Raw genomic sequence first — 18,951 nt, 5'->3', positions numbered from 1 at the left:
CCTGAGGTGGGCCGGGGCGGCCCCGGACAAAGGCTCAGAGGGACTTGAGTTCCTCCGTCACCTCCAGGACGGACTTCTTCGCGTCGCCGAAGAGCATCGACGTGCGGTCCGCGTAGAAGAGCGGGTTGTCGACGCCCGCGAACCCGCTGCTCATGGACCGCTTGAGGACGATGACCTGCCGGGACTCGTCCACATTGAGGATCGGCATGCCGTGGATGGGGCTGGACGGATCCGTGCGTGCCGCGGGGTTCGTGACGTCGTTCGCGCCGATCACCAGCGTGACGTCCGTACGGGCGAACTCGTCGTTGATCTCGTCCATCTCCTTGAGCGCGTCGTAGGAGACGTCGGCCTCGGCGAGCAGCACGTTCATGTGCCCCGGCATCCGCCCGGCGACGGGGTGGATGGCGTACTTGACCTCCACCCCCTTGCCCTCCAGCAGCTTCGCCATGTCCTTGACGGCGTGCTGCGCCTGCGCCACCGCCATGCCGTAGCCGGGTACGACGATCACCTGGGAGGCGTAGGCCATCTGGATGGCGGCGTCCGCGGCGGACGTGGAGCGCACCGTGCGTTCCATGCCGCCCGCCGCGCCCGGTGCGGGACCGCCCCCGCCGCCGAAGCCGCCCGCCACTATCGCGGGGATGGTGCGGTTCATGGCGACCGCCATCCGGTTGGTGAGGATGGAGCCGGACGCGCCGACGATCATGCCCGCGACGATCATCGCGGTGTTGTCGAGGGCCAGCCCCGCCGCCGCGGCGGAGAGCCCGGTGAGCGCGTTGAGCAGGGAGATGACGACGGGCATGTCGGCGCCGCCGATCGGGATGACGACCAGCACGCCCAGCACCGCGGCGAGCACCAGCACCAGGATCACCCACACCTGCGAGGCCCCGCCGAGTCCCGCCACCACGGCGCACGCCACCGCCGCGGCCAGCAGCAGGAGGTTGACGTACTGCTGGGCCCTGCCGAGCCCCATCGGGCGGCCTGGCAGGATCTCCTGGAGCTTGCCGAAGGCGACCAGCGAGCCCCAGAAGGAGACCGACCCGACGAGCGCGGCGAACATGGTGGCGACGACCACGTAGCCGGCGTCGCCGGTGAAGCCGTCCGAGGTGCGGAACTCCGACCACGCGATCAGGGCGACCGCGCCGCCGCCGACGCCGTTGAACAACGCCACCATCTGCGGCATCGCGGTCATCCTGACCCGCTGCGCGGCGGGCACGCCGAGCACCGTGCCGGCGAGGAGGCCCACCACGATCAGGGCCCAGTTGTGGTCGACCCTCAGCAGGGTGGCGACGACCGCGACCAGCATGCCCGCTGCGGCGGTCTTGTTGCCGCGCACCGCCGTCTTCGGGCCGGTGAGACCGGACAGGCCGTAGATGAACAGCGCGAACGCGATGATGTAGAGGACCCGGGCCAGTGTGTCCATCACTCGCCCGCCTTCCGTCCGGTGCCGGGCTTCCCACCGGAGTCCGGCTTCCCACCGGAGTCCGGTTTCCGCCCGGAGTCCGGCTTCCCACCGGCGTCCGGCTTCCGCCCGGCGTCCGGCCCGCGCTCGGCCCCGCTCGTCCTCTGCTCCGCCGGCCGGGACTTGAACATCCCCAGCATCCGGTCGGTCACCAGGAAGCCGCCGACCACATTGATCATGCCGAAGGTGATCGCGACCACCAGGACGACGGAGTCGAGTGCGGACGGGTTCCTCAGCTCGCCGAGCACGGTGAGGCCGCCGAGCAGCACGATGCCGTGGATGGCGTTGGTTCCGGACATCAGCGGGGTGTGCAGGGTGTTCGGCACCTTCGAGATGACGGCGAAGCCGACGAACCCGGCCAGCACCAGGATCGCGATGTTCGCCACCAGACTGCCCGACCCCATCAGGACTCCCCCCTCGTGACACAGGACGCGGCAAGGACCTCGTCCGACCAGTCCGGCGCGACGGCGCCGTCCTCGTCCAGGATCAGCTCCAGCAGCGCCGCGACGTTGCGCGCGTACAGCTCCGAGGCGTGCTCCGGCATCGTCGCCGGGAGGTTGAGCGGTGCGGCGATGGTGACGTCGTGTCTGACGACGGTCTCGCCGGGCTCGGTCAGCGCGCAGTTCCCGCCGCTCTCGCCCGCGAGGTCGACGACCACACTGCCCGGGCGCATGCCCTTCACCGCCTCCGCGGTGACGAGGGTCGGCGCCTTGCGGCCGGGCACGAGCGCGGTGGTGATCACCACGTCGAAGCCGGTGATGGCCGCCTCCAGGCGGCGCTGCTGCTCGGCGCGTTCGTCCTCGGTGAGTTCGCGGGCGTAGCCGCCCTCGCCGGCCGCCTCGATGCCGAGGTCGAGCCACTGGGCGCCCAGCGACCGCACCTGCTCGGCGACTTCGGGGCGCACGTCGTAGCCGGTGGTGCGGGCGCCGAGGCGCTTGGCGGTGGCGAGCGCCTGGAGTCCCGCCACGCCGACGCCGAGCACCAGGGCGGTGGCGGGCTTCACGGTGCCGGCCGCGGTGGTCAGCATCGGGAAGAACCGGGTGGAGCGCTCCGCCGCCAGCAGCACCGACTTGTAGCCGGCGACGTTCGCCTGCGACGACAGGGCGTCCATGGACTGCGCGCGGGAGATCCGCGGCACGGACTCCATCGCGAAGCCCAGGACGCCGGCCGTCCGCAGCGCCCCGGTCGTCTCCGGGGCGGTCAGCGGGGCGAGGAAGCCGATCAGGGCGGCGCCGGGGCGCAGCCGGGCGATCTCCTCGGCGGTCGGCGGGGCCACCTTCACCACCACGTCGCACGCCCACGGGTCGCCGATGGTGGCGCCCGCGGCGACGAAGAGCTCGTCCGGGATCAGGGCGCCGAGTCCGGCGCCGGACTCCACGATCACCGGGCCGCACGAGCCGCGGAGCCTTTCGATCACTTGTGGCACGAGGGCGACCCGGCGCTCGCCGTCGCCCCGCTCCCGGGGCACTCCCACGGTCGCTCCCCGGGGACGCTGCACGGTCTCAGCGCCCATGGACACATCCTTGCGATCGCACTGCCGTACCTCCAACGTCGGAAACCGGATGCCGTTCCGTGCGCCGGGTGCCGCGTTCCCGCGGGGCCGCTCGCCCCGCACCGCGCGCCGCCCCGGCGGGGGACGGCGGCGCCGGTCCTCGGCGGTGCCGCCGGCGCCGCGCAGCAGGCTATGCGCCCCGGGCCCGGCGCGCCGGGCACACGACGGGCTCTGGCCAGGTCCGGGCCCCCGACGTCTTCCGACGGCGGGGTCCGGGGCCGGATTCGGGGTGGTTCGCGAGGCTCGTGGAGCGGTGGGCCCGGACGGTCCGTGTCGCGTGGCACCCCTTGACAAGGGACGAGACCCGGCGGCAGGCTTCCATGAAGCAGAATAAATCTTCCGAAATACGGAAGGAGCACCGTCCGCTCATGGCTCCGCCTGCCTCGGTCCCCCCGCCCTCCCCCTCCGACTCCGCCAGCCCGGGTGGCGCCCCCGCCACCCCGCCCCCGGGCCGCCCGGGGCCGGACACCGGCACCGGCCCCCGCTACGACGTGAACCTCTCCATCCTGTTCACGGAGCTGCCCCTCCTGGAGCGCCCGGCCGCCGCCGCGGCCGCCGGCTTCGGCGCGGTCGAGCTGTGGTGGCCCTGGGTCGAGACGCCCACACCCGGGCGGGCCGAGCTCGACGCCCTGCGGGGTGCCATCGAGGACGCGGGCGTGCGTCTGGTGGGCCTGAACTTCTACGCGGGCCGGCTGCCGGGCCCGGACCGCGGCGCGCTCTCGATCCCCGGCGCGGAGTCCGAGAAGTTCCGCGCCAACGTGGACGTGGCCGCCGACTTCGCCGCGTCCCTCGGCTGCCGCGCGCTCAACGCGCTGTACGGCAACCGCGTCGACGGCGCCCACCCGGCCGAGCAGGACGCCCTGGCGCTGGAGAACCTGGCGGTCGCCGCCAGGGCCGCGGACCGCATCGGCGCCACCCTGCTGATCGAGGCCCTCAACCACCTGGAGTCCCCGGCCTGCCCGATCGTCAGCGCCCCCAAGGCCATCGAGACCGTGGACCGCGTGAACGAGGTCACCGGCCTCGGCAACGCCCGCTTCCTGATGGATCTGTACCACCTCTCCATGAACGGCGAGGACCTTCCCTCGGTCATCGACCGCTACACGGACCGCACGGCGCATGTGCAGATCGCGGACAACCCGGGCCGCGGCGCACCCGGCACCGGCTCCCTGCCGCTCGCCGACCTGCTGGAGCGGCTGCGCAAGGCAGGGTACGACGGCTGGGTCGGGCTCGAGTACAAGCCCGGTGACCGGCCGAGCGCGGCGGCGTTCGACTGGCTGCCCGCCGAGGCGCGGTCGGCGCGCTGAGACCGCCGGCGGCGCCCACACACGTAGCAACAGCACCCCGGCGAGAGGCACCCTCATGACCACCAGCAGCACCCCCGACCCCACCGCCCCCGGCGCCGGCACCGGCCTGCCCCGCGTCGCCTGGATCGGCCTCGGCATCATGGGCTCGCCGATGTCGGAGAACCTCATCAAGGCCGGCTACCCCGTCACCGGATACACGCTGGAACCGGAGAAGCTGGAGCGGCTGGCCGCGGCGGGCGGCACACCGGCCGGCTCGGTCGCCGAGGCGGTCCGCGAGGCGGACGTGATCGTCACCATGGTGCCGGCCTCCCCCCAGGTCGAGGCGGTCGCCTACGGCCCTGACGGCATCCTGGAGAACGCCCGCCGCGGCGCCCTGCTGATCGACATGTCCTCCATCGCCCCGGGCACCTCGATCGACCTCGCCGCCGCGGCCCGCGAGAAGGGCATCCGGGTGCTGGACGCCCCCGTCTCCGGCGGCGAGGCGGGCGCCGTCGAGGCGGTGCTGTCCATCATGGTCGGCGGCGACCAGGCCGACTTCGACGCGGCCCGGCCGATCTTCGACGTGCTGGGCAGGACCATCGTGCTGTGCGGGCCGCACGGCTCGGGGCAGACCGTGAAGGCCGCCAACCAGCTCATCGTCGCCGTCAACATCGAGGCCTGCGCGGAGGCCGTGGTCTTCCTGGAGAAGTCCGGGGTGGACCTCGACGCCGCGCTCGACGTGCTCGGCGGCGGGCTCGCGGGCTCCACCGTGCTGGCCCGCAAGCGGGACAACTTCCTGAACCGCGACTTCAAGCCGGGCTTCCGCATCGATCTGCACCACAAGGACATGGGCATCGTCACGGACGCGGCGCGTGCCGTGGGCGCGGTGCTGCCCACCGGGTCGGTCGTCGCCCAACTGGTCGCCTCGCTGCGCGCCCAGGGCGACGGCGGTCTCGATCACTCCGCCCTGCTGCGGGCGGTGGAACAGCTCTCCGGCAACCAGGTCTGAACGGCCGCGGACCCCTTGGGCCCGCCCCCGAACCCGGGCCGCCGCGGCGCCGACACCTGCCCTGTCGCGCCCAGGCGCCGCTGCGGCCCGGCACCAGGCGCCCTTCGGGCGCCCTCCCCCGTATGCCGGGCTTCCCCCCGGCCCACCGCCCCGAAGGGGCGGGCTCCGCCGTCCGGGGCGCAGCCCGGCAGGGGCGGTCACCGGAAGCGGCGGGTGAGCGCCCTGAGAAGGTCCGTCCTCGCGATCCGCAGGGCGAAGTGCTCCGTGGAGGGAGAGGCCGGCCGGGCGTACCAGGGCAGGGCGCGGCGCCGCCACTTGGCGGGCGGCAGGCCCGAAGGGAGCGCCGGCAGCGGTATGTCCCACGTGCCGAGCCGGAGTTCGCCCGTCCAGATCCCCGCCGGCAGCGTCTCCACCGGCACGGCGACCCGGAAGTCCCGGGTGCCGGGGACCCGCCGGGCCGGGAACTTGGCCGTCTCGCCGTTGTCGTTGTGCAACGCCAGGACCAGAGCGTGCGTAGGGTATGCCACCAGATCGCAGCGTCCGCCGAGCTCCAGCGTCGTGGGGGCGCCGGCGGCCCAGCGGATGTCGTCGAGGCGCAGCAGAGGCCGTACCCGGTGCTTCGCCTCGCCGAGTTCGAGTGTGACGTTGCCGTACGGCTTGGTCGTGTAGAGGGTGACGGCGCGCAGTCCTCCGCCGGCGGCGACGACGCGTGTGCCGGCGTCGGTGGGGGTGCCGGCGGCCCGCTTGCTGCCGATCCGCACCTCCTTCGACAGGCCCTGGGCACCGACGGCGAGGGAGATGTCCCACAGCCCGTCGGTGAGTGGCCCGCCGCCGGCTGCGGAGGCGAAGTCGACGGTCGCTTCGAATCCGGCGAGGTCGTAGGCGTAGCGGCCCTGGTCCTGGTCCGCTCCGAGCCCGGGGGTGGCGACGTGGGTGACGGGCAGGCGGTGCTCGGCTCCGCTCCCGCGCTCGCGCAGCACCAGTTCGGTGGTGACGTCCCGTGTCTCCACGCGGTGGATGTAGCCGTGGCCCGCCAGGTGCAGTGTGGTGCCGCGCAGTTCGGCGCGGGTGAGCTGATGGCGGACGCCGAGCTGGGCGGTGACGTCGTAGCAGAGGTCGGGGACGGCGCGGTCGGGATCGCGCAGGAAGGGATAACGGGCGAGTGCCCGGCCGCCGTCGACGAGGACGGGGGTGGCCGCCCTGGTCCGGGCGAGCCGCTCTTCGAAGTCGATGAGCTCCAGCAGTTCGTCGAGCATGCGGTGGCGCACGAGGTGCAGCCGCAGGCGCGCCATGGCCGAGAGGCGCTCGTTCATCCCCTCGTGCCATAACGGCTCGATGACCTCGGCCAGTCGGTCCAGCGTCTTCTGCTGGGTCTGGCGGGGCTCGAAGACGAGCTGATGGGCGAGCAACTGCTTGACCTCGACGGTCAGGTGCCGGTGCGCCAGGTGGTCGCGGCCGGGCCCGGGCGGCACGTGCTCCAGGATCAGGTCGATCACGCGCGGCAGGAACCGGAGCCGGCGCTCGGAGCCGCTCAGCCGGCGGGTGATGTTGCCCTCGTCCTCGCGCATCACCCAGAACAGGCAGTCGTAGTCGGCGACCACGGAGACGCCCGAGGCGTGCAGATAGGCCGCGCCGACGAACAACTGGTCCTCGCCGATGGCCAGATCGGTCGGGAACCGCAGCGCGTGCCGCTCCAGCAGTTCCCTGCGGAACAGCTTCATCGGGTTGAGCGTCCAGTACACGCGGGAGGAGAAGACGTCGGTGCGGGGCTGGTTGCGCTTGAACATCGACGTGGGCGCCCCGCGCCCGCCGACGCCGACCATCTTGCCGAGCACGATGTCGGTGCCGTTCTCCTCGGCCATCCGCACCATGCGCTCCAGCGCCTCCGGCCCGAGGTGGTCGTCGGCGTCCAGGAAGAAGACGAACGTGCCCGTGGCGCGCCCGAGCCCGGTGTTGCGGGGCCCGGACGGGCCGCCCGAGTTCTCCTGGTGCACGACGCGTAACAGGCCCGGGTAGACGCCGTCCAGCCGGTCCAGCTCGGCGGCCGTGCCGTCCGTCGAACCGTCGTTGACGACGATGACCTCCAGTCGGTCACGGCCGATGCTCTGCTCGGCGACCGAGGTGATGCAACGCGTCAGGTAGGGCATCGCGTTGTACGCGGCGATGATGACCGAAACGCTGGCACCGGGCATGAACTGACGCTCCAAATGACGGGAAGCCACCCCATTCCATGGAGCGTTCCGATATCTCCAAGGGAAGCATCGTCGAGTGCCGCGGGGGGCTCTGCGATTTCCGTGAACATATCATGGTGATTACGTGGCGATGGAGTGACGACCCGGTGTGAAACGGCAGCTCAGATGGGGTTTGCGCCAGGTGGCTCGATCTCGCGGTAAGCGGCGGCGATGAGGGGGCGGGCGGTGCCGGTGGGCGGCAGCGCCGCTTATGGGGCCGGTGACGCCATACCGTCCCTGGGTGTTGGCGGAATTTTTCCCTGCGCGCCGTGGCCGGTTCGCGGTCACATGACGAGACTGGCGCCGCCTCCCCCCGGCGCCACCGCGCACCACGCAGAAAGAGCAGGCCCGTCATGACCGCGATCAACCGCAGACGTTTCATGCAGCTTGCGGGCGGCACCGCCTCCGCGACCGCGCTCACGTCCCTCTCCGCCAGCATCGCCCGCGCCGCGGACATCCCCGCCAACCGCCGCACCGGCTCGATCCGGGACGTGGAGCACATCGTCGTCCTGATGCAGGAGAACCGCTCGTTCGACCACTACTTCGGCACCCTGCGCGGAGTGCGCGGCTTCGGCGACCCCCGGCCCGTGACGCTGCCCAGCGGCAAGCCGGTGTGGTACCAGTCGGACGGCTCGAAGGACGTGCTGCCGTTCCGGCCGGAGGCGGACGACCTGGGCCTGAAGTTCATCCAGGACCTCGCGCACGGCTGGAACGACACCCACGCCGCCCTCAACCAGGGCAGGTACGACCAGTGGATACCGGCCAAGACCACCACCACGATGGCGTACCTGACGCGTGAGGACATCCCCTTCCACTACGCGCTCGCCGACGCCTTCACCATCTGCGACTCGTACCACTGCTCGTTCCTCGGCTCCACCGACCCGAACCGCTACTACATGTGGACCGGGTACACCGGCAACGACGGCAAGGGCGGCGGCCCCGTCCTCGGCAACGACGAGAAGGGCTACTCCTGGACCACGTACCCGGAGCGCCTGGAGCAGGCCGGCGTCTCCTGGAAGATCTACCAGGACATCGGCGACGGCCTCGACGCGGCCGGCTCCTGGGGCTGGATCGACGACGCCTACCGGGGCAACTACGGCGACAACTCCCTGCTCTACTTCGACCAGTACCGCACCGCCGCCCCCGGTGACCCGCTGTACGACAAGGCCCGCACCGGCACGAACGCCAAGGCGGGCGACGGGCTCTTCGACGTCCTGAAGGCGGACGTCAAGGCCGGCAGGCTGCCGCAGGTCTCCTGGATCGCCGCCCCCGAGGCGTTCACCGAGCACCCCAACTGGCCCGCCAACTACGGCGCCTGGTACGTCTCCCAGGTGCTGGACGCGCTGACGTCCGACCCGGACGTGTGGTCGAAGACCGCGCTGCTCATCACCTACGACGAGAACGACGGCTTCTTCGACCACGTCGTGCCGCCGTATCCGCCGTCCTCGCCGGAGCAGGGCGCCTCGACGGTGGACGTCGGCCCCGACCTGTTCACGCCCAAGGGCTCCGAGACCAGCGTTGCCGGCCCCTACGGGCTCGGGCAGCGAGTGCCGATGCTCGTCGTGTCGCCGTGGAGCAGGGGCGGCCGGGTCTGCTCCGAGGTCTTCGACCACACCTCGATCATCCGGTTCATCGAGAAGCGCTTCGGCGTGCACGAGCCGAACGTCTCCCCCTGGCGGCGGACCGTCTGCGGCGATCTGACCTCCGCGTTCGACTTCTCCGGCAAGGACACCGGGGTCCCCGCCCTGCCGGCCACCGACGGCTACCGGCCGCCGGACAACGACCGGCACGACGACTACGTGCCCACGCCGCCCGCCGACCCGGCGCTGCCCCGCCAGGAGCGCGGCCTGCGCCCCGCCCTGCCGCTCCCCTACGACCTGGCGGCGGACGGCACCGCGGGGACCCAGGACGGCCTGCGGATCGACTTCGCCAGCCACGGCGAGGCCGGCGCGCAGTTCTACGTCACCTCGGCGACCCTGGCCGGCGGCCCCCGGACGTACACCGTCGGCGCCGGCGAGCGGCTCTCCGGCACCTGGTCCATCGGGGCGAAGGACGGCGCGTACGACGCGTCCGTGCACGGCCCGAACGGCTTCCTGCGGCAGTTCGCGGGCCACGCCGGCAAGGGCCCCGAGGTGACCGCGCGGCACACGGCGCACGGGCAGGTCGAACTGGCGCTGGCCAACCACGGCACGTCCACCGTGCAACTGACCGTCAAGGACGGCTACGGCAGGGCGCGCCCCGCCGTGTACCGGCTGCGGCCCGGCGCGAGCGCCGTGCACACGGCCCGCACGGACGGCAGCCACGGCTGGTACGACCTGTCGGTGACGGCCGGCCACGACGAGGCGTTCCTGCGGCGCCTCGCGGGGCATGTGGAGACCGGCGAGATCAGCGCGAGCGACCCGGCGATCGCCACCGTCTGACCGGCGCCGCCACCGCGCCCCGGCCCGAATCCCGCTCCGGCCGCGCGACCGCCGCGCCCCCGCCCCGGCCGCGCGACCGCCGCGCCCCGGCCCGCCGCACACCGGGCCGGGGCCGGGCCGGGGCCGGACGGGCACCGGGGCGCCGGGGCGCCGAGCCGTCGGGGCGAGGAGCCGCTTCACGGCCCCGGACCGTGGCCGCTCGGACCGTCAGGCCTTGAGCGGTTTGATGGCGGTCGGCGCGTGCCAGGGTTCGGTGGCGATCTCCTCGAACTCGACGACGTTCCCGATGTCGTTCGTGCCGCTCATGGAGATGTTGGTGATCCGCTCCAGGATCGCCTCCACGACCACCGGCACCCGGTGCTCCGCGGCGAGCTTCCTGGCCTCCTCGAAGGCGGCGCCCAACTCCCTGGGGTCGGTGACCCGCAGGGCCTTGCAGCCCAGTCCCTCGGCGACCTTCACGTGGTCGACTCCGTAGACGCCTGTCTCGGGGCTGTTGATGTTGCGGAACTCCAGGTTGACCTGGAAGTCCATGTCGAACGCCCGCTGTGCCTGGCGGATCAGGCCCAGGTAGGAGTTGTTCACCAGGACGTGGACGTACGGGATCCGGTGCTGGGCGCCGACGGCCAGCTCCTCCAGCAGGAACTGGAAGTCGTAGTCGCCGGAGAGCGCGACGACGGGGCTCTGGGGATCGGCCACCGCGACGCCGAGCGCCGCGGGCACGGTCCAGCCCAGCGGTCCCGCCTGGCCGCAGTTGATCCAGTGCCGGGGCCGGAAGACGTGCAGCATCTGGGCGGCGGCGATCTGCGAGAGCCCGATCGTGGAGACGTAACGGGTCTCGGGGCCGAAGGCCTTGTTCATCTCCTCGTAGACCCGCTGCGGCTTGATGGGGATGTCGTCGAAGTGGGTGCGGCGCTGGAGCAGGGCCCTGCGCTCCTGGGTCGCCGCGGCCCACGCGGAGCGGTCGGGCAGCCGGCCCGCGTCCTTCAGTTCCCGCGCCACCCGGACGAACAGCTCCAGGGCCGCTGCGGCGTCCGAGGCGATGCCGTAGTCGGGTGCGAAGATCCTGCCGATCTGGGTGGGCTCGACGTCCACGTGCACGAAGGTGCGTCCCGCGGTGTAGACGTCCAGCCTGCCGGTGTGCCGGTTGGCCCAGCGGTTGCCGATGCCGAGCACGAAGTCGGACCGCAGGAAGGTGGCGTTGCCGTAGCGGTGCGAGGTCTGGAGGCCGACCATGCCGGCGTTCAGCTCGTGGTCGTCCGGGATGGCGCCCCAGCCCATCAGCGTGGGCACCACCGGCACCCCGGTCAGCTCGGCGAACTCCACCAGCAGGTCGCAGGCGTCGGCGTTGATGACACCGCCGCCCGCGACGATCAGCGGCCGCTCGGAGGCGTTCAGCAGCGCGAGCGCCTTCTCGATCTGGGCGCGGGAGGCGGCCGGCCGGTAGACGGGCAGCGGCTGGTAGGTGTCCGGGTCGAACTCGATCTCGGTCTGCTGGACGTCCAGTGGCAGGTCGACGAGGACGGGTCCCGGCCGCCCGGAGCGCATCAGGTGGAAGGCCTGCTGGAAGACGCCCGGGACCTGCGCGGCCTCCAGCACGGTGACGGCCAGCTTGGTCACCGGGGCCGCGATCGAGGCGATGTCGACGGCCTGGAAGTCCTCCTTGTGGATCACCGCGGTGGGGGCCTGTCCGGTGATGCACAGGATCGGGATGGAGTCGCCGCTCGCCGAGTACAGGCCGGTGAGCATGTCGGTGCCGGCGGGCCCCGAGGTGCCGATGCACACCCCGATGTTGCCGGGACGGGTGCGGGTGTAGCCCTCGGCCATGTGCGAGGCGCCCTCGACGTGCCGCGCGAGGGTGTGCTCGATTCCGCCGGCGGCCCTGAGCTGCGCGTAGAAGGGGTTGATCGCGGCACCCGGCACGCCGAAGGCGTGTGTGACGCCCTCGCGCTTGAGGATCTCGACTGCCGCACGGGCAGCGGTCATACGAGCCATCTTCTGCTCCTGCTTCGGCTGTTGGCTTCGCCGCTCCCGTCGCGCCCCGCGGTGAGCATGCGTGGTCCGTGTCCGTATCCGTGTCCGTCCCTGCCCTGCGCTCGCGATGAGATCGCAGTCCTTCCTTCTTCTTCCGTATCGCGGAATTCCTCTTCTGGTATACGGAAGCAATGTAGAAGGGTCCGCAGGCGGCGTCAAGGAGAATCCGGGCACACCGAGCGCGACGGAGGCTCGCGTGCGACCCGCACCGAAAAACGTCCACCGAAACATATGGACGTCACGTTCATGTCTGTGCTTATATGAACGTGACGTCCACAAGGGAGGGTTCCGGGAAGGCCCCGGGGCGCCTGCGGACGCGGATGCCGAAAGGAACAGAGCCATGACCATCACCGAGAACACCGCCTCCGACAGCCGGTCGTCGCGCGTCGCCATCGTCACCGGGGGCTCCGGCGGGATAGGCCGCGTGGTCGCCGAACGGCTGGCGGCCGACGGGCTGAAGGTCGTCATCGGTTACGCGGGCAACCCGGGCCGGGCCAAGGAAGTGGTCGGCGCGATCACCGAGGCCGGCGGCGCGGCCGAGGCGGTCAGGGCGGACGTGGCCGACGAGGCCGAGGTGGCGGCGCTGTTCGACCGCGCCGAGGAGGCCTTCGGCGGGGTCGACGTGGTGGTGCACACCGCGGGCATCATGCTGCTGTCGCCGCTGGCCGAGCTGGACTTCGCCGACTTCGACCGGATGCACCGCACCAATGTGCGCGGCACCTTCGTGGTCAGCCGGGAGGCCGCGCGCCGGCTGCGCGGTGGCGGTGCGCTGATCAACTTCTCCACCAGTGTCACCAAGCTCGCACTGCCCGGTTACACCGCCTACGCGGCCACCAAGGGCGCGGTGGACGGCATGACGCTGATCCTCGCCAAGGAGCTGCGCGGCCGGGACATCACCGTCAACGCGGTCGCCCCCGGCCCCACCGCCACCCCGCTCTTCCTGGAGGGCAAGGACCAGCAGACCATCGACCGGCTCGCCAGCGTCCCGCCGCTGGAGCGCCTCGGTTACCCCGAGGACGTCGCCGACGCCGTCTCCTTCCTCGCCGGTCCCGCCCGCTGGGTCAACGGCCAGGTCATCTACGTCAACGGCGGCGCCGCCTGACGCCGGCACGGCCGGAACGCGGGGCCGGACCGGCCCCGTGCGCCCGGCCTGCCGCCACGCGCCGCGGCGTTCCGGGCGGGCGCCGTCCGCCGCCGCCGAGCCCGGAGAGGAGCCCTGACTTGGCAACCACCCCAGCCGATCCCGGGGCGCCCCCGGCCCCGGGCGGTCCGGGCGTCTCCCCGGCCACCGGAGACTCGGGGGCGTCCCCGGCCCCCGGCGGGGCGCGCAAGGGCCGTGGCCGGCGGCCCGCGGACGAGGTCCGCGGCGCCATCCTCCGGGCGGCCGGCGCCCTCCTGCTCGACGAGGGGATGGCCGCCTTCACCATCGAACGGGTCGCCCAGATCGCGGGCGCCAGCAAGACCACCATCTACAAGTGGTGGCCCTCCAAGGGCGCGCTCGCCCTGGACGGCTACATGCACGCCGTCGAGGAGACCCTGGCGTTCCCCGACACCGGTGACGTCGTCGCCGATCTGGCGGCGCAGCTGCGTGCGTTCGTCACGCTGCTCACCCGCACACGGGCCGGGCGGGTGCTCGCGGAACTCATCGGACAGGCCCAGACCGACCCCGACCTCTCCGCGGCCTACCGCAGGCTCTACTCGGCCGGGCGCAGGAAACTGGCCGCCGATGTGCTGCTGCGGGCCCAGGAACGTGGCCAGATCCGGGCGGACGTGGACCCCCGCGTCGTCGTCGACCAGCTCTGGGGCGCCTGTTACCACCGTCTCCTCATCCCCGACGAACCGGTCACCGAGGAGTTCGCCCTCGCCCTCACCGACAACCTCGTACGCGGGTTGCGTCCGGAGTGAGGCGCGTCCCGGCCGCGCCCGGCCCACCGGCCCCCGGTGGTTGGTCGCGCAGTTCCGCGGGCCCTTGGGGACACCGTGGGGGCGGGCCGGACACCGACGGCACCCCTTCGGGGCCCAGGGGAACCGCGCGACCAACCACGACGAGACCGTCGCATCGCCACCGACCCGAGGGGGCACATCCGTAACGTCCGGGCCGCCGACCGGTGGCGGTGATCTGTTCCAACAGGCGGGGGAACGCGGCGGCGCGGACGGCGTTGGCGTCCAGCGGCTCCACAGCGGTCCGGGGCGTCCTTCCGTGCGCGGTCGCAGGGGAAAGCCACTCCGCCCTGAAGCGGTAGGGCCGGTGTGGTGGAGGCGACTGGAGCCGCCCGCACCACACCGGCCCTGCGTGCCGGAAGGTTCCCGTCATTCGTCGGTCAGGGTCTTCACGTCGCTCAGGGCGTATTCACCGTGGTCGAACGCCGTCGCCAGCTCCGCCAGCAGGGCGTACTGCTCGCTGGTGATCGTGAAGTAGTGCGGTGACCGTGACGCGCTCGGCAACGCGCACAGCAGGAGCCGGAAGGCGAGGTCGGGTGTGCACGAGCCGACCGCCTCCTCCAGGGCGTCTCCCACCATCGGGGAGAGGTACACCCGCGACACCCCCACCACCGTCCGCACACGATCGGCCAGTTCCCACCCGTCGTACGTGTCCGCCGGCGACAGCTCCGCCGCGGAGGACCTGCGTGACAGCCAGTCGTCGCACAGCCCGACGATCTGCCGCATCCACGCGGCGCCGTCCTCGGCCCGGGGCGCGCGGAAGAAGGCCGGGCCGCTGCCCGTACCCGCCCGCCAGATCGTACCGATCTGATCCGCGGTGAGACCGTCAGCGAGCCGCTGGGCATCGCGGCGCAGGAGAAGAACGGTCTCGGGGTCGAGTTCCTCCCAGAGTTGGTACGTCACCACCCCGACCGGCGTCGCGAACTCCAGCGGCCAATCCTGGTGGAAGTGGCTCATCAACCAGGGGAGGCCGAACATGAACTCACTGCACCGTGCTGTCATCCCTGACCCCCGCTACGACGGGAAGGCCGTGTAGACGTAGTAGCCAAATCCATGCCCCTTCGCTCGCTGGAGCATGACGGTGTACCTGTTGCCAGCCGTTGTGATGCTTTCCCTTGGTCGGAGCACGGAAACAGCCGAAGGCCGTGTCCACGTCCGGCGAATCCTCTACCGGCGATCAAGTGCGGGACACCGTTCGAAGCCGGAGCACGAAGAAGCGGCGGGCCGGGACGCGGGGCGGGGTGCGGGCGTGCGGGTGTGCAGTCGTCCGTCGGCCGTTTGAGCGGCAGGCACCCGCCGGCCCACCTCCGCGGCAGGCAGCCGCCGGCCCGCCGAAGCGGCGGTCGCGGCTCAGCCGTTCACCGCGGGAGCCAGCCGCGGGCCGTCAGCTCCTCGCGGAAGCGGCCGTAGGAGTCGTCGAGCGCGGCCCGCTCCGCGGGGAGCGGCTCGACCAGGTGGCCCCGGCCGGTCATCTCCCGGGCGGCAGTGGTGAGGTCGGGGTGCAGGGTGCCGGCGGCGGCGAGCAGCGCGGCGCCGAACGCCGTCTCCGCGCGCTCCACGACGCGCAGGGGACGGTCCAGGACGGTGGCGCGGATGCGGTTCCACAGCGGGCTGCGGCTGCCGCCGCCGGCGGCGTGCAGCGGTCCCGTCACCTCGGCGCCCAGCTCCCGCACCCGCTCCAGGGCGAGGCGTTCGACGAAGGCCACCCCCTCCAGGACGGCACGGTGCCGGTCGGCGTCGTCCTCGGGCGTACCGGTGCGGAATCCGCGGGCCGCTCCGGCCACGAACGGGAAGCGCTCGCCCTCGCGCCGCAGCGGATAGCAGACGTGCGACGCGGGGCCGCGGGCGTCCGCCGCCGCGTCCAGCGCGGCCAACCGCCCGCCGCCCGCGGCGGACGCGGCGGACGCGGCGGACGCGGCGGACGCGGCAGGGGGGGTGGACGCGGCGGAGGGGGTGGCCGCGGTGGACGCGGCGGCGGGGGACGGCTCGGGCTCCTGCGCCTCGGCCACGGTGATCGCCTCGCCGCCGGTGTTCGACGCGCCGCCCGGCAGCCACCAGCCGTCCGGGTGCCGGTGGCTGTAGAGCGCGCCGGCGGGGTCGGTCAGCAGGTCCCTGGCGACCCCCTTGAGGACGTAGGTGGTGCCGAGCACGCCCACGAACTCGCCGGGTGCCACCGCCCCGGTGGCGAGCTGTCCCGCGCAGCCGTCCGTCATGCCGAGGCGGACGCGGCAGCCCGCGGGCAGGCCGGTCTCCGCCGCCGCCAGCGGGCTCACGGTGCCCACCTGCGTGCCGGGCGGCTGGACCCGGGGCAGCAGGCGAGCCGGCACGCCGAGCGCGTCGAACACCTCCGAGGCCCACTCGCCGGCGAGCGGGTCGTACCCCGTCTTCAGGGTGTGGCTCCAGTCGGCCGCCACCGGGCCGCCCGTGAGGCGGTGGCCGAGGACTTCGGGGGTGTGCAGGACATGGCGGGTGTCCGAGTGGTTCCGCACGCACCAGACCAGCCGGCCGAGGGCGGCCGTGGGACCGACGGTGAGGCCGAGCGAGCGCCAGCGTGCCGCGCCCAGCTCCTGGGCGAGGGCGTTGACATCCGCGGCGCGCCGGTCGTCGTACATCAGCGCGGGACCGAGCGGTATGCCGTCGGCGTCGGCGGGGACCAGCGTGCCGGAGGTGGCGGACACGGCGAGGGCCACCACCTCGCGGCCGTGCCCCGGGAGCGCCGCGGTGGCCTGCCGCAGCGCCGCCGCGGTCGCGGGCCACCAGCTGCGCGCGTCCTGCTCGCTGCGCCCGCCCGGAGCGCGCGCCGGCTCCGGCAGCCGGGCACCGCCCTCGGCCAGCACTCTCCCGTGGGCATCGGCGCACACCACGCGCACCGCGGCGGTGGCCACGTCCACCCCTGCCACGACGGGCACCGGACGGCGCCGGCCGCCCTCACCACCACCGGTACGGAACACCATGGTTGTGAAATTAACACGGATCGATGAGAGTTTTCAGACGGAGTCAGGTGGAGCCGGAGAGCGTCGGACGGGCCGCGCCGGCCGCGGGACGTCCCGCACCGCCGCCCGCCGGCGCCACGGGCCCCACGGAGTCAGGCGGGGTCAGGCCGGGTCAGGCGGGGTCCGCCACGCGCACGTCGGTGCGCTCCCGCAACTCGGCCAGCAGCTCGCCGCCGATGCCCGCGTCCACCACGAGGTGGTCGAAGTCCCCGACCGGCGCCAGGCGGTGGAGCGCGGTCCTGGCCAGCTTCGTACGGTCCATGAGCAGCACCTTCCGGGTACCGGAGGCGAGCATGGCCCGCTTGACGAGGACCACGTCCTGCTCCTGGTGGTATGTCATGCGGGCGTCCATGGCGGAGGTGGAGACCAGCACCATGTCCACCGAGAGGGCGTCGACGGCCTCCACGCACGGCACCCCGAGGAAGGAGTCGTGGGTGTGGGAGTACTCGCCGCCGAGCGCGATCAGCCGGATGCCGTCACGGCCCGCGAAGACGTCCACCACCCTGCGGGCGTTGGTCACCACGGTCAGCGGGGTCTGCTCGACCAGCAGCCTGGCCAGCGCCAGCGCGGTGGTGGAGTCGTCGATCATCACCGACATGCCCGGCTCGACGAGTTCGGCGGCGGCCCGGGCGATGGCCTCCTTCTCGGCGACGTTCACCCCGAGCCGGTAGTCCAGGTTGCTCTCGAAGACGGTGGACGGCAGGGCGGACACGCCGCCGCGGAACCGCCGCAGCACCCCGCGCCTGGCCAGCTCGTCCAGGTCGCGGTGGACCGTCATCACGCTGACACCGGTCAGCTCCGAGAGTTCCGCGACCGTCGAGGTGCCCTGCGCCAGCACGTGCTCGGTGATGAGCTGCCTGCGGGCGTCCTGCGGGCGGGCCGAGCCGCTCGTCGTACCGGTCGTCATGCGCTCAAGTCTGTCTCATGCGGGGGCGGCGTCTCGCGGGCGGCCTCGCTGAGCGGTGCCCCGGGGGCGGCACCGGTGCGCCCCTTCTCACGGGCGGCCGCGGTGGACGGTGCGTCGCGGGCGGCTCCGGTGGACGGTGCCTCGCGGGCGGCTCCGGTGGACGGTGCCCGGCCGGCGCCGGGAGCCTTGCTGCCGCCGGGGTCCCGGCCGGTCGGCACGTTGAGGGAGCGGAGGGCGGTGTGCTCGCCGGCCACCTCGATCTCCGTGACCGCGGCGTTGTCCAGCCGGGGCAGCACCAGGCGGTAGCGGCCCACCGGGATGCCGAGCATGCTGCACAGGGCGATCCGCAGCAGGGTGTTGTGCGCCACCACCAGGACGGTGCCGCCGGGGTGCCGGGCGGCCAGCGCGCGCAGCGCGGCCGTGGCGCGCGCCGCCGCGGCCGACGGCGGCTCCGAGCCGGGGAACGCGCCGGTCTCGGCGTCCGCGCGGAAACGGCGCACCGCCTCGGCGTCCTCGGCGGCCATCTCCGCGATGGTGCGGCCCTCGCCCCAGCCGAAGTCCACCTCGCGCAGCTCCGGGACCGCCTCGGGCACCACCCCCAGCAGGTCGGCGGCGGGCTGCGCGGTCGCCCGGGTGCGCGCGAGCGGGGAGCAGGCCACGGCGCCGGCGCCGCGCCGCACCGCCCACTCGCCCAGCCGGGCCGCCTGGCGCTGCCCGCGCTCCGTCAGGGCGACGTCCGAGACGCCGGCGTAGCGGTTCTCCGCGTGCCACACGGTCTCGCCGTGCCGCACCAGCAGCAGTCGGGCGGGCTCGGCCGGCGTCGTGGGCATCTGGGGGCCTCCTCGGGGCTCTCCGGGCCGTCCGGGCCGGTACGGGGGGCCGCCCGTGTGCGGGGCCGCCCCGGCGGGGAGGTCTCCAGCGGCCGGTATCGGTCCATTGATTCTTCACGTAGTGGCTGTTAAATCTATCAAGGACGGTGATGGACAGATGTGCAGCCCTTCTGCCGTTCCGCCGTCCCAGCCGGTGCGGTCGCATGCAGTTGTATGCGCCCGTTGCGGCTGTTGCGCTCGTTGCGGCTGTTGCGGCTGTCTTCACCGTGCCGGCCGCTCCCGCCGTTCACCCAGC

Annotated in this window: 14 protein-coding genes; 5 read left to right on the top strand and 9 right to left on the bottom strand. The window is 73.0% G+C overall.

Annotated features, from left to right (window positions below):
* Positions 1-34: 34 nt before the first annotated feature.
* Genes ACSMXW_RS30015 through ACSMXW_RS30005 form a run of 3 tightly spaced genes read right to left on the bottom strand, consistent with a single transcriptional unit; the run spans position 35 to position 2,972 of the window.
* Positions 35-1,420: an NAD(P)(+) transhydrogenase (Re/Si-specific) subunit beta gene (locus ACSMXW_RS30015; RefSeq protein WP_485800945.1), complete on the bottom strand. Its 1,386-nt coding sequence runs from the start codon at positions 1,418-1,420 to the stop codon at positions 35-37.
* Positions 1,420-1,863, bottom strand: coding sequence for an NAD(P) transhydrogenase subunit alpha part 2 (locus ACSMXW_RS30010; protein ID WP_485800944.1), 444 nt, complete (start codon positions 1,861-1,863; stop codon positions 1,420-1,422). Before ACSMXW_RS30010 ends, ACSMXW_RS30015 begins: the two co-directional genes overlap by 1 nt.
* Positions 1,863-2,972 carry an NAD(P) transhydrogenase subunit alpha gene (locus ACSMXW_RS30005; RefSeq protein ID WP_485800943.1) on the bottom strand — a complete coding sequence of 370 codons (1,110 nt, stop codon included), beginning with the start codon at positions 2,970-2,972 and terminating at the stop codon, positions 1,863-1,865. The genes ACSMXW_RS30010 and ACSMXW_RS30005 overlap by 1 nt, the downstream gene beginning before the upstream one ends.
* A 407-nt stretch (positions 2,973-3,379) precedes the next feature.
* Here ACSMXW_RS30005 and ACSMXW_RS30000 point away from each other — a divergent pair, with 407 nt between their 5' ends.
* Entirely contained in the window at positions 3,380-4,315 is a 936-nt protein-coding gene (locus ACSMXW_RS30000; RefSeq protein WP_485800942.1) for a TIM barrel protein, read from the top strand.
* 55 nt (positions 4,316-4,370) lie between these two features.
* Complete coding sequence (locus tag ACSMXW_RS29995; RefSeq protein ID WP_485800941.1) at positions 4,371-5,303, top strand: 2-hydroxy-3-oxopropionate reductase; 933 nt, start codon at positions 4,371-4,373, stop codon at positions 5,301-5,303.
* A gap of 197 nt (positions 5,304-5,500) precedes the next feature.
* Here ACSMXW_RS29995 and ACSMXW_RS29990 read toward each other — a convergent pair whose 3' ends face one another.
* Positions 5,501-7,495 (bottom strand): glycosyltransferase, encoded by a 1,995-nt coding sequence (locus tag ACSMXW_RS29990; protein ID WP_485800940.1) that lies wholly within the window; start codon positions 7,493-7,495, stop codon positions 5,501-5,503.
* Between the two features lie 392 nt (positions 7,496-7,887).
* Here ACSMXW_RS29990 and ACSMXW_RS29985 point away from each other — a divergent pair, with 392 nt between their 5' ends.
* Positions 7,888-9,954: a phosphocholine-specific phospholipase C gene (locus ACSMXW_RS29985; RefSeq protein WP_485800939.1), complete on the top strand. Its 2,067-nt coding sequence runs from the start codon at positions 7,888-7,890 to the stop codon at positions 9,952-9,954.
* 207 nt (positions 9,955-10,161) lie between these two features.
* On the opposite strand, the gene gcl is transcribed toward ACSMXW_RS29985, so the two are convergent.
* The gene (gene gcl / locus ACSMXW_RS29980) at positions 10,162-11,946 is read right to left on the bottom strand and encodes a glyoxylate carboligase (RefSeq protein ID WP_485800938.1); all 1,785 of its coding nucleotides are present in this window, start codon (positions 11,944-11,946) and stop codon (positions 10,162-10,164) included.
* 379 nt (positions 11,947-12,325) lie between these two features.
* Between gcl and ACSMXW_RS29975 the strand changes: the two genes are divergently transcribed.
* Positions 12,326-13,087, top strand: coding sequence for an SDR family oxidoreductase (locus tag ACSMXW_RS29975; RefSeq protein WP_485800937.1), 762 nt, complete (start codon positions 12,326-12,328; stop codon positions 13,085-13,087).
* 119 nt (positions 13,088-13,206) lie between these two features.
* A complete protein-coding gene (locus ACSMXW_RS29970) occupies positions 13,207-13,890 on the top strand; it encodes a TetR/AcrR family transcriptional regulator (RefSeq protein WP_485800936.1) in 684 nt (227 codons plus the stop codon).
* Between the two features lie 405 nt (positions 13,891-14,295).
* On the opposite strand, the gene ACSMXW_RS29965 is transcribed toward ACSMXW_RS29970, so the two are convergent.
* The 4 genes from ACSMXW_RS29965 to ACSMXW_RS29950 form a co-directional block, all read right to left on the bottom strand.
* Entirely contained in the window at positions 14,296-14,904 is a 609-nt protein-coding gene (locus ACSMXW_RS29965; RefSeq protein ID WP_485800935.1) for a hypothetical protein, read from the bottom strand.
* A gap of 380 nt (positions 14,905-15,284) precedes the next feature.
* On the bottom strand, positions 15,285-16,880 hold the full coding sequence (locus ACSMXW_RS29960) for an FGGY-family carbohydrate kinase (RefSeq protein ID WP_485800933.1): 1,596 nt from the start codon (positions 16,878-16,880) through the stop codon (positions 15,285-15,287).
* A gap of 151 nt (positions 16,881-17,031) precedes the next feature.
* The gene (locus tag ACSMXW_RS29955) at positions 17,032-17,826 is read right to left on the bottom strand and encodes a DeoR/GlpR family DNA-binding transcription regulator (protein ID WP_485800931.1); all 795 of its coding nucleotides are present in this window, start codon (positions 17,824-17,826) and stop codon (positions 17,032-17,034) included.
* Positions 17,823-18,656, bottom strand: a complete 834-nt coding sequence (locus ACSMXW_RS29950; protein WP_485800929.1) for a histidine phosphatase family protein — start codon at positions 18,654-18,656, stop codon at positions 17,823-17,825. Before ACSMXW_RS29950 ends, ACSMXW_RS29955 begins: the two co-directional genes overlap by 4 nt.
* Positions 18,657-18,951: the final 295 nt, after the last annotated feature.

Source organism: Streptomyces sp. DSM 116793 (assembly GCF_057320905.1).
Note: the sequence above shows the minus strand (reverse complement) of the source record. Positions and strands in the feature narration are given on the sequence as shown.